We start from the raw sequence: 11,715 nt of genomic DNA on the forward strand, positions 1-11,715 counted from the left end.
TATTATCGTTAAAATATTCGGATTTAAATGGGGGTTCCACAATGAAATTTCGCAGAAGTGAACGGTTGATAGATATGACCAATTATTTATTGAACCATCCGCGTCAGCTGGTATCCTTAACTTTCTTTTCAGAAAGGTATGGTTCTGCCAAGTCTTCGATAAGTGAAGATCTCACAATCATTAAAGAAACATTTGAACAAAGAGGAATAGGCACTCTGCAAACTGTTTCCGGAGCAGCAGGCGGCGTAAAGTTTCATGTTAAAGTAACAGATGATGAAGCCCGGCCATTTGTAGATGAGCTCTGCAGCTTAATTGCCAGTCCGGAAAGGCTTCTTCCCGGCGGCTATCTTTATATGACTGACATTCTTGGAGATCCTTTAATTGTACAGCGAGCAGGAAGGCTTTTTGCATCAGCCTTCGCGGATAAGCCCGTTGATGTGGTCATGACGGTAGCTACAAAAGGGATTCCGCTTGCTTATGCTGCCGCTAACTATCTCAATGTGCCGGTAGTCATCGTCAGACGGGACAGCAAGGTGACAGAAGGATCCACGGTAAGCATTAACTATGTATCAGGTTCTGCGAAAAGGATTCAGACTATGGTTCTTTCAAAAAGAAGCCTGGCAGAAGGATCCAACGTCTTAATCATTGACGATTTTATGAAAGCTGGCGGAACGGTTAATGGCATGGTCAGCATGCTGGAAGAATTCAAGGCAAACCTCGCTGGGATTGCTGTCCTGGTCGAGGCGGAAAAAGCAGAAGAACGGCTTGTTGATGAGTACCTTTCTCTAGTGCGTCTATCCGATGTTGATGTGAGGGAAAAGAAAATCAATGTAAGTGAAGGCAACTATTTTAAAAAATAATCATATTTTTTAGGGGGAGAATTCATGAAAGTCATTCAAACGAATCAGGCTCCGGCAGCAATTGGGCCATATTCTCAGGGGATTACTGTAAATAACCTATTCTATAGCTCAGGGCAAATTCCGCTTACGGCAGAAGGTGTTATGGTAGATGGGGATGTAAAGGAACAGACGCATCAGGTTTTTAAAAACCTTCAGGCAGTGCTTGAAGAAGCGGGTGCGTCATTAAATACCGTGGTAAAGGCAACGGTGTTTATCAAGGACATGAACGAGTTTGCAGCCATCAATGAAGTATATGGGGAATATTTCAGCACACACAAGCCTGCGCGCTCCTGTGTTGAAGTGGCACGCTTGCCAAAGGATGCATTGGTTGAAATTGAAGTAGTGGCCCTCGTCAAATAAATAACCGCATTTATTTCGCTCGTTCAAGTGAACGGGCGTTTTTTATTACAGAAAAGTGCTTTAACAGACAATGCCTTACTTTGAACAAAATATTCAAAAAATATTTTTTATCTAAGAAGGAGATTCAGTAAATATGTTGAATTTATACAATTAGGATTATATCTTCTCGAAAAGGTGGTGAACAGAATGGAAGTGACAGACGTAAGATTACGCCGCGTTAACACGGATGGACGAATGAGGGCAATCGCATCTATTACGCTGGATCATGAATTTGTTGTTCATGATATTCGTGTAATTGATGGGAATAATGGCTTATTTGTAGCTATGCCGAGCAAACGTACTCCGGATGGGGAGTTTAGAGATATCGCGCACCCGATCAATTCAGGAACGCGCGGTAAAATCCAGGAGGCTGTATTAGCCGAGTACCACCGTTTAGGTGAATTAGAAGTGGAATTTGAAGAAGCCGGTGCTTCCTAAGAAAATATATCAACAAGGGCCTGCTACATAAGTAAGGCTCTTTTTTATTTAGCTGTGAAGAATTAAAGCTCTGAGACCCCCTGTTACAGGCGGTGCTTAGGGCTTTTTTCTATCTTCTTCATTACCCTGTCTGTGAAAATATTAAACCATTTCTTCAGAAAATACCGTTAATGGTAATGACAAATATATGTACTTTGTCATCATTTCTTGAAATAAGAGCCCATTTAAGATATATTCGTTATGGATAAAAAGGTTAAATTGGAGGCCTGTCAATGTCTAATCGATACGCGGTCATTTTAGCCGCAGGCCAGGGGACAAGAATGAAGTCAAAGCTTTACAAAGTCCTTCACCCTGTTTGCGGCAAACCGATGGTTCAACATGTTGTTGATCAAGTTACAAAGCTTAACATAAAAGAAATTGTCACCATTACTGGACATGGAGCGGAAATGGTGGAGCAGCAGCTTGGCTCTAGCAGCAAATATGCTCTTCAGGAGGAGCAGCTTGGCACCGCTCATGCCGTTATGCAGGCTCGCGATATGCTTGAAGGCAAAGAGGGCGTGACGCTCGTAGTCTGCGGAGATACACCGCTCATCAAACATGAAACAATGGAAGCGCTTTTCAAGCATCATGAAGAGCTATCTGCCAAAGCGACTATTTTAACAGCCCATGCGGAAAATCCATTCGGATATGGACGCGTGATCCGAAATGATATGGGGATGGTTGAAAAAATCGTTGAACAGAAAGATGCTTCCGAGGAAGAACGAAAGATAAAAGAAATCAATACTGGGACCTATTGCTTTGATAATAAGGCCTTGTTTGAAGCATTAAACAAAGTTACAAATGATAATGTGCAGGGTGAATACTACCTGCCGGATGTGATTGAGATCCTGAAAAATGAAGGCGAAGTCGTTACGGCTTACCAGACGGCTGATTTTGGCGAAACCCTGGGTGTCAATGACCGGGTAGCCTTATCACAGGCCGAATCCTTCATGAAACAACGGATTAATGAAGAACACATGCGTAACGGCGTTACCATTATCGATCCGTCAAACACGTATATTGGTGCGGATGTGAAAATTGGCTCTGATACAGTTCTTTATCCTGGAACGGTCATTTCCGGCAATACAGTCATCGGTTCTGACTGTGTGATCGGTCCTCATACAGAGATTTCTGATTGCCATATTGGGGAAGGCACAGTGATCCGCCAGTCTGCTGCACATGACAGCCATATTGGTTCACAAGTGAATATTGGGCCGTTTGCTCACATTCGCCCGCAATCAGATATTCATGATGAAGTGAAAATCGGCAACTTTGTTGAAGTGAAGAAGTCTGTTTTTGGAAAAGGAAGCAAAGCCTCTCACCTGAGCTATATTGGCGATGCAGAAGTAGGAAGAGAAGTTAACCTGGGCTGCGGCTCAATCACTGTCAATTATGATGGCAAAAATAAGTACCTGACCAAAATCGAAGATGGTGTTTTCATTGGATGCAACTCCAATCTCGTCGCACCGGTAACGATTGGGGAGGGTGCATATGTGGCAGCAGGATCGACGATTACAGAAGATGTGCCGGGAGAAGCTCTTTCCATTGCCCGTGCACGCCAGGTGAACAAGGAAAACTACACGCAAAAATTAAATATTAAGAAATAAACCGAACTTTCTATATGTAAGAAATAAATCGATGGAGGCCCAAAATGTCAAACCAGTATTTAGATCCAAACTTAAAGGTGTTCAGTTTAAATTCAAACCGCAAGCTAGCTGCAGAAATCGCCAATGTAATTGGTGTGGAGCTTGGTAAATGTTCCGTAACTCGCTTCAGCGACGGCGAAATCCAAATTAACATTGAAGAAAGCATCCGCGGATGCGATGTATATGTAATCCAATCTACAAGCTCTCCTGTTAATGAGCATTTAATGGAGCTTTTAATTATGATCGATGCTCTTAAGCGTGCATCTGCCAAGACCATCAACATTGTAATGCCTTACTATGGCTATGCCCGCCAGGACCGCAAAGCAAGAGCGCGTGAGCCGATTACAGCTAAGCTTGCAGCAAACCTTTTGGAAACTGCTGGTGCAACCCGTGTGATTACACTTGACTTGCATGCGCCGCAAATTCAAGGTTTCTTCGATATTCCGATCGATCATTTAATGGGTGTGCCAATCCTTTCTGATTACTTTAAGAACAAAATGATGGATGGCGACATCGTAATCGTATCCCCAGACCACGGAGGCGTAACACGTGCGCGTAAAATGGCTGATCGCTTAAAAGCGCCGATTGCCATCATTGACAAGCGCCGTCCAAAGCCAAATGTGGCTGAAGTCATGAACATTGTTGGTAACATCGATGGCAAAACTGCCATCTTAATCGACGATATTATTGATACTGCCGGAACCATTACATTAGCAGCAAATGCCCTGATCGAGAACGGTGCATCAGAAGTCTATGCATGCTGTACACACCCGGTTCTATCTGGACCTGCCATCGAAAGAATTGAAAACTCAACAATCAAAGAATTGGTTGTAACAAACTCAATTACTCTTCCAGAAGAGAAGAAAACAGACAAGATTGTCGAACTTTCCGTAGCACCGCTAATAGGTGAAGCAATCATCCGAGTTCATGAAGAGCAATCTGTCAGCACTCTGTTTGATTGATAGGTAATTAAATAACTTTTCCAGGCTTGCTGTAAAGCAAGCCTGGTCTGCGTTCTTTTTAAAAATAGCATATGAAAAAAACAAAAACGTTTAGACTTCCTCATTTTAGGGCATTTTTTTATATAGACGAGAATTTTTCAAAATGAGGAAGGGGACGTATTTATGACAGCTGTATTGCAAGCAAAGGAAAGAAAAGGTTCACGCAACTCCAACTTAACTTCACTGCGAAAAGAAGGTAATATTCCGGCAGTTGTGTATGGTTCAAAACTTCAAAGCCAATCCATCTACTTAAGCGAAGCCGATTTTCTAAAGACGATCAAGGAAGTAGGCAGAAACGGCGTATTTTCATTAGATGTAGATGGCAGCAAACATGAAGTGGTGCTTGGTGACTACCAGTCCAATCCGATTAAAAATGAAATTGTCCATGCCGATTTTCTAGCGGTGGATATGAATAAGGAAATGACAGCCGATGTACGCGTCGTCTTGACTGGAGATGCAGCAGGAGTAAAAGATGGAGGCGTAATGCAGCAATCCATGCATGAAGTCTCTGTTACAGCGACACCGAATAATATTCCACCTTCTGTTGAAGTGGATGTAACAAATCTGCAGGTGAATGAGACCTTAACAGTCGCTGATATCAAGGCAAATCGCGGCTATGAAATCAATAATGAAGATGAAGAGGTTATCGCTTCCATCCTTCCTCCGAGACAGGAAGAAGAAATCAACAGCGGTGAAGAACAGGAAGCTGGTACTCCTGAAAATGAAGAAGGCAGAGAAACAACAGCAAATGAAGATAAAGCAGGTGGAGAATAAGCTCAGGGAAACTATTCTTGCAGGGGCTTGGCAATAATGGCCAGCCCCTGTTTGCATGGCATTAAAATGAATCCGAATGAGACGCGCATTCGGATATGATCAGAAGCAGCAGGGGCAATCGAGTCCCTGGCACAACTTCGACAGAATTCTTCTTATCGAACAACACACTTTCTACTATAATGAAAAAGAGAAATGAAAAAGCTCAGAGCGCACGCCTGGATAAATGCTGGGTTTCTGCGCTTTTCGAATATGGGGTGAGAAAATGAAATTAATTGTAGGGTTGGGGAATCCCGGCAAGCAATATGATAAAACAAGGCACAATATTGGCTTTGATGTGATTGACGTCTTATCGGACCGGCTGAATATTCCTTTGAATCAGGCCAAGCTGAAAGGCGTATTAGGCACAGGTTATGTGAACGGAGAGAAAGTATTTTTGCTAAAACCTCTTACATATATGAATTTATCAGGAGAATCCATCCGGGCTGTTATGGATTATTTCGAGATAAATGATGATGAACTTGTGGTCATTTATGATGATCTGGATCTCCCTGTAGGCAGGATACGTCTCCGTCAAAAAGGGAGCGCAGGAGGCCATAATGGGATCAAATCTACAATCGCGCATCTGGGAACACAGGAATTTAACAGAATCCGAGTTGGCATCGACCGTCCGCCGAGCGGCATGAAGGTGCCTGACTATGTGCTGGGCCGTTTCACGAAAGAAGAACAGGCTATTATGGACGAAACGGCTAAAAAGTGCGCAGATGCCTGTGAGGAATGGTTCAAAAAACCATTTTTACAGGTAATGAACGATTTTAATCAATAATCTTCATATTTTATCAATCTTATCATAGAATAATGTATCTTTTCATTGCCGGCATCATCTTTTGCATGAATAAGTTCCCTTCCTGAGGTCCATACTAGAATCATGGACAGTTTAACGGGAGGGACAGGCATGGCTATTCATTATCATTGCCGTCATTGCGGAACAAAGATTGGTTCAATAGAGAACAGCTCAGTTTATTCAGAGCAGCTTGGTTTCCATAAGCTAAACGATCAGGAACGCCAGGAGATGATCTCCTATGAACAATCAGGAGATATGCATGTAAAAGCGATCTGTGAGGATTGCCAGGAATCACTGGAACGTAATCCGGATTATCATCAGCAGGACTTTATTATTCATTAAAAAGCTTTGGAGACAATCCAAAGCATTTTTCTATTTCTATTTGAGGCAATCATTTTATTTAATAGAAACCGTTCTATAGATTCTTGTTGCATCCATATTTTATTAGTAAGATTAATGAAAGTTAAAATGGATTTTGCAGACTGTCAGTTATCTGGCTCGATGGGCCTGAATTGGCATCTGCTTTTTGGCGGTTGAACTGCCTGGGAAAAGATACTCTTTAAATGTTGAGAACTGTCTAGCTGCAGCGCCTGCCACCTCGAGGTATAAGCAAATCCTCCCAAAAGGCAAAGAACTCCTTTCCGTGAGGCTCGTCTTATGCTTGCCGGGGATGATAGATGATAGGTGCGCTTGCGCTTTTCTAAAAAGATAGAAAGTATAACTTTTAACTTCGAGAACTGTCTAGCTTCAGCACCTACCCCCTCGAGGAGCTTGTCGGGGGTGGGCAAGGCGCTTACGCTTTTCTTATAGGAGGGGCTTTCATGTTAGGTCTTAAAGAGATTATTAGCCGGCAGGATGATGTAAGTTCCATCATGTCTGGCATAGAGGAAGGACTTAGGGAGCAAATGCTTGCCGGATTATCTGGATCAGCACGCACCTTGTTTTTGTCTTCCATATATGAGCAATCGGGAAGGCCGATGCTAGTAGTAACACACAACCTTCTGCAGGCACAGAAGCTATATGATGATATTGTCAATCTGGCTGGGGAATCGGAAGTGTTTTTGTATCCTGCGAATGAGTTGATTGCAGCGGAAATGGGGATTGCCAGCCCGGAATTAAAGGCCCAGCGGATTGAGGCTTTAAATTATTGGAGCAAATATAAAACAGGAATCATGATCGTCCCGATGGCCGGGTTAAGAAAGATTCTCCCGCCTCCAGGCCACTGGCAGAAATACCAGCTGTCTTTAAAAATTGGTGATGAACTGACAGATGAACAATTAAAAAACTTTGTCCGTATGGGCTATGTTCGTTCGGAAATGGTTTCTTCGCCGGGAGAATTCAGCGTCAGGGGCGGAATCATTGATATCTATCCACTGACTGAGGCTGATCCAGTTAGGATTGAGCTATTTGATACAGAAGTTGATTCAATCCGGACTTTTTCTTTGGAGGACCAAAGGTCAAAAGAAAAATTAAACGAGATTTCGATTGGACCAGCAACCGAAATACCTCTGGATTCAGAACACTTCCAGACATTAATTGAAAAACTGGAAAAAGGTTTGGGATCAAGCCTGAAAAAACTGAAAGATGATAAAGCGAAAACACAGCTGGCCCAGAATGTTGGCTATGAATTAGAACAGCTTCGAATGGGGAACAAGCCTGAACACCTTTTCAAATACCTATCGTTTGCCTTTGAGGAAGGAAGTAGTTTAGTAGACTATCTCCCTGCCAATGGCTTAATTTTCATTGACGAAATCAGCCGTGTGCAGGAAATGAATGACTCTCTTGATAAGGAAGAGGCCGAGTGGTATACAAGTCTTTTAGGCGAGGGCCAGATCATTCATGATGTGAAGATTTCACACACCTTAAAAGAGTTTCTGCACCGTTCAAAGCATCCGATTACGTATATGTCGCTGTTCCTGAGACATGTACCGAATACAAATCCGCAAAACATCATTAATGTCACCTGCAAACAGATGCAGAATTTCCATGGACAAATGCATGTGCTGAAAAGCGAGCTGGACAGGTGGAAAAAAGGCAGATATTCAGTCGTATTCCTGGGTCCGGACGAAGAGCGGATTAAAAAGCTGCAAAGAGTGCTTGAAGACTATGAGATTGAAGCGGCATTTGTGAGTGAGGATGACCCGATTTTAACAGGGAAAATTCAAATTACAGAAGGCAGTCTGCAGACCGGATTCGAACTTCCAAGCCAAAAGCTGGCTGTTATTACGGAAGAAGAGCTTTTTAACAAGCGCACAAAAAAGAAAGCCCGCAGGCAAAAGCTTTCAAATGCAGAAAGAATTAAAAGCTATTCCGAACTGAAGGTTGGAGACTATGTCGTTCATGTTAATCACGGGATCGGAAAATACTTAGGGATTGAGACTCTTGAGATTAACGGGGTCCATAAAGATTATCTCCATATCCGCTACCAGGGCAGCGACAAGCTGTATGTGCCAGTAGAGCAGATTGAGCTTGTCCAGAAATATGTCGGCTCCGAAGCAAAAGAGCCAAAAATTTATAAGCTGGGCGGAAACGACTGGAAGCGGGTTAAGAAAAAGGTTCAAACATCTGTTCAGGATATTGCGGATGATCTGATCAAGCTATATGCAGAACGCGAGGCATCAAAAGGCTATGCCTTCAGTCCGGATGGGGATATGCAAAGGGAATTTGAAGCGGCCTTCCCATACCAGGAAACAGAGGACCAGATCCGTTCCATCCATGAAATTAAGAAAGATATGGAGAGGGAGCGCCCGATGGACCGCTTATTATGCGGAGATGTGGGCTATGGGAAAACAGAAGTGGCGATCCGTGCTGCTTTTAAGGCGATTGCGGATGGAAAACAGGTTGCCATCCTCGTTCCGACGACCATACTGGCTCAGCAGCACTATGAAACGATGAGAGAACGATTCCAGGATTACCCGATTGAAATTGGGTTATTAAGCCGATTCAGATCAAAAAAGCAGCAGACAGAAACTCTTAAAGGCTTAAAGGCAGGGACTATTGATGTAGTTGTCGGCACACACCGGATTTTATCAAAAGATATCCAGTATAGAGAATTAGGCCTGCTCATTATTGATGAAGAACAGCGCTTTGGAGTAACACACAAAGAAAAGATCAAGCAGCTTAAGACAAATGTAGATGTCCTTACCCTGACTGCAACGCCAATCCCAAGAACCCTTCATATGTCAATGTTGGGCGTGAGGGATCTATCGGTTATAGAAACACCGCCTGAGAACCGGTTCCCGGTCCAGACTTATGTGATGGAGTATAATGGTGCATTGGTTCGTGAAGCAATTGAAAGGGAATTGGCGAGGGATGGACAGGTCTATTTTCTATATAACCGGGTGGAGGATATAGAACGAAAAGCCGAGGAAATATCCATGCTAGTTCCAGATGCAAGGGTAACATATGCCCATGGGAAAATGACGGAAAATGAGTTAGAATCTGTTATGTTAAGCTTCCTGGAAGGCGAGTCCGATGTTCTCGTCAGCACAACGATCATTGAAACTGGCGTAGATATTCCAAATGTCAACACGCTGATTGTCCATGATGCAGACAAAATGGGTCTGTCCCAGCTTTATCAGCTTAGGGGCCGGGTTGGCCGTTCCAACCGGGTTGCCTACGCATACTTCACGTATCGAAAAGATAAAGTATTAACAGAGGTAGCTGAAAAGCGGCTACAGGCCATAAAGGAATTTACAGAGCTCGGTTCTGGTTTCAAAATTGCCATGCGGGATTTATCAATCCGTGGCGCCGGCAATCTGCTTGGAGCAGAACAGCATGGATTCATCGACTCTGTCGGTTTTGATCTGTATTCGCAAATGCTTAAAGAAGCGATTGAAGAACGGAAAGATAAGCTGGATGGCGTCGAGGCAAAACCGGCTAAGATTGAGATCGACCTGGATGTTGATGCCTATATTCCTGATTTTTACTTGTCTGATGGCCATCAGAAAATAGAAATGTATAAGCGCTTCCGCGGCATTTCTTCGCTTGAGGATGTGGAAGAGCTCCAGGATGAGATGATCGACCGTTTTGGCGAGTATCCGGATGAAGTGGGATATTTATTCCAGATTGCCGAAATGAAGGCATACGGTGAACTTGCCGGAGTCGAGACAGTTAAACAATCCAAACAGGAAGTACTGATTCTTTTATCGGAAAAGGCCAGCGAGCATATAGATGGCCAGAAGATTTTCCAGATCACAAGCAAATACGGCAGAATGATCGGCCTGGGCATGGAAGGAAAGAAACTGAAAGCTGTCCTCCATATTAAAGGCATCAAAACAAATGAATGGCTTAACATTGCATACGAAGTGATCAAAGGAATGCAGGAAGCGAAAAAAGAGCAGGAACATCCAACTGCGTAAATTTATGGAAATATCACTGTCAATAAAATGAAACAATAGAAATGTTTATCTCTTTCTGACGAGGGTAATTTTAAGTTGAAGGATCATTTGGAATGTTTATCCGATTTTGGAATGAATAACATCTATGAGAAAAAGTTTTTGTGCACGTATATAACTTTCCATATGAAAGATACTAAGTTCAAACATGGCGATGCATTCATTTTCTCCCAATTATGGATCATAGCCAAAAGAGGAAAGAGTAAGTGCTGTGCTGGTGTTAGAGTTGTCTAGCTCCAGCGCCTAGCTCCTCGAGTCATAAGTCAAATCACTCCAGAAATCGGGATTTCCTGCGTGATTCGACTTATACTTGTCAGGGCTGAGTAAGGCGCTTCCGCTTTTCTATTAAATCATCAGATGAAAGTGAGGCAACGTTGGATGAAAGCAACAGGTATAGTTCGTCGAATCGATGATTTGGGTCGTGTAGTCATTCCTAAAGAAATCCGCAGAACACTGCGTATTCGTGAGGGGGACCCGCTGGAGATTTTCGTAGATCGTGATGGAGAAGTCATCTTAAAGAAATATTCACCAATCAGTGAACTGAGCGATTTTGCAAAAGAATATGCAGAAGCATTATATGACAGCCTGGGAAATCCAGTGTTAATCTGTGACAGAGATACTTACATTGCTGTTGCAGGAGGTTCTAAAAAGGATTACTTAAACAAAAACATAAGCGATCTTGTTGAAAAAACAATGGAAGAGCGCAGTTCAGTCCTGGTTAACCAGTCAGGCGACATCTCGCTTGTCGATGGGAACACAGAATCTTCCTCCGCTTATACAATCGGCCCAATCATTGCAAACGGCGACCCAATTGGAGCAGTTATCATTTTTGCTAAAGAAGATTCACTGGGCGACGTGGAACAAAAAGCAGTTGAAACAGCAGCAGGCTTCCTGGCCAGACAAATGGAATCATAAAAATGGATACTTAATGAAAGGGGTAGCGGAATGCTGCCTTTTTTCTTTGGGCTCGGGGATGGCGGGTGCGTAAACCGAGTATTCCGCACACAAAGTAAGTGAGTTGCGCCAACTAAAGCAGATTCGCGCACAACCCAAGGATATCCGCCCCAAAATAACGAAAACCGCGCAGAACCGAAAAATTGACGCGCGAAAACAAAGATTTCCCGTGCGCAAGAATAGTGAGCGCGCACAACACAAGGATATCCGCCCGCAAAATAACGAAAACCGCGCAGATGCGAAAAACAACGCGCGCAATCCCGGTAAATCCGCGCACAAAGCCCCAATGTGCTATAATACTTTCGAATTCAATTGGAAGGAGATGGG

Annotated in this window: 10 protein-coding genes; all 10 read left to right on the top strand. The window is 43.3% G+C overall.

Features of this window, described 5'->3' with window-relative positions; all coding sequences use genetic code 11:
• Positions 1-41 precede the first annotated feature (41 nt).
• Positions 42-860 carry a pur operon repressor gene (gene purR / locus AC0VZ9_RS00290; protein WP_009336664.1) on the top strand — a complete coding sequence of 273 codons (819 nt, stop codon included), beginning with the start codon at positions 42-44 and terminating at the stop codon, positions 858-860.
• A 24-nt stretch (positions 861-884) separates the two neighbouring features.
• Complete coding sequence (ridA, locus tag AC0VZ9_RS00295; protein ID WP_009336663.1) at positions 885-1,259, top strand: 2-iminobutanoate/2-iminopropanoate deaminase; 375 nt, start codon at positions 885-887, stop codon at positions 1,257-1,259.
• A 186-nt stretch (positions 1,260-1,445) separates the two neighbouring features.
• The gene (gene spoVG, locus AC0VZ9_RS00300) at positions 1,446-1,736 is read left to right on the top strand and encodes a septation regulator SpoVG (protein ID WP_009336662.1); all 291 of its coding nucleotides are present in this window, start codon (positions 1,446-1,448) and stop codon (positions 1,734-1,736) included.
• Between the two features lie 272 nt (positions 1,737-2,008).
• On the top strand, positions 2,009-3,382 hold the full coding sequence (glmU, locus tag AC0VZ9_RS00305; RefSeq protein WP_475396960.1) for a bifunctional UDP-N-acetylglucosamine diphosphorylase/glucosamine-1-phosphate N-acetyltransferase GlmU: 1,374 nt from the start codon (positions 2,009-2,011) through the stop codon (positions 3,380-3,382).
• Positions 3,383-3,426: 44 nt separating this feature from the next.
• Complete coding sequence (locus AC0VZ9_RS00310) at positions 3,427-4,383, top strand: ribose-phosphate diphosphokinase (protein ID WP_009336660.1); 957 nt, start codon at positions 3,427-3,429, stop codon at positions 4,381-4,383.
• A gap of 162 nt (positions 4,384-4,545) precedes the next feature.
• Complete coding sequence (locus AC0VZ9_RS00315; RefSeq protein ID WP_019382046.1) at positions 4,546-5,196, top strand: 50S ribosomal protein L25/general stress protein Ctc; 651 nt, start codon at positions 4,546-4,548, stop codon at positions 5,194-5,196.
• 262 nt (positions 5,197-5,458) lie between these two features.
• The gene (pth, locus tag AC0VZ9_RS00320; RefSeq protein WP_251157483.1) at positions 5,459-6,019 is read left to right on the top strand and encodes an aminoacyl-tRNA hydrolase; all 561 of its coding nucleotides are present in this window, start codon (positions 5,459-5,461) and stop codon (positions 6,017-6,019) included.
• Positions 6,020-6,148: 129 nt separating this feature from the next.
• Positions 6,149-6,379 (top strand): anti-sigma-F factor Fin family protein, encoded by a 231-nt coding sequence (locus AC0VZ9_RS00325; protein WP_217027691.1) that lies wholly within the window; start codon positions 6,149-6,151, stop codon positions 6,377-6,379.
• Between the two features lie 479 nt (positions 6,380-6,858).
• Positions 6,859-10,398, top strand: coding sequence for a transcription-repair coupling factor (mfd, locus tag AC0VZ9_RS00330; RefSeq protein WP_475396961.1), 3,540 nt, complete (start codon positions 6,859-6,861; stop codon positions 10,396-10,398).
• A gap of 414 nt (positions 10,399-10,812) precedes the next feature.
• A complete protein-coding gene (gene spoVT / locus AC0VZ9_RS00335) occupies positions 10,813-11,349 on the top strand; it encodes a stage V sporulation protein T (RefSeq protein WP_009336655.1) in 537 nt (178 codons plus the stop codon).
• Positions 11,350-11,715: the final 366 nt, after the last annotated feature.

Source organism: Cytobacillus sp. QJM3NY_8, from assembly GCF_056173585.1.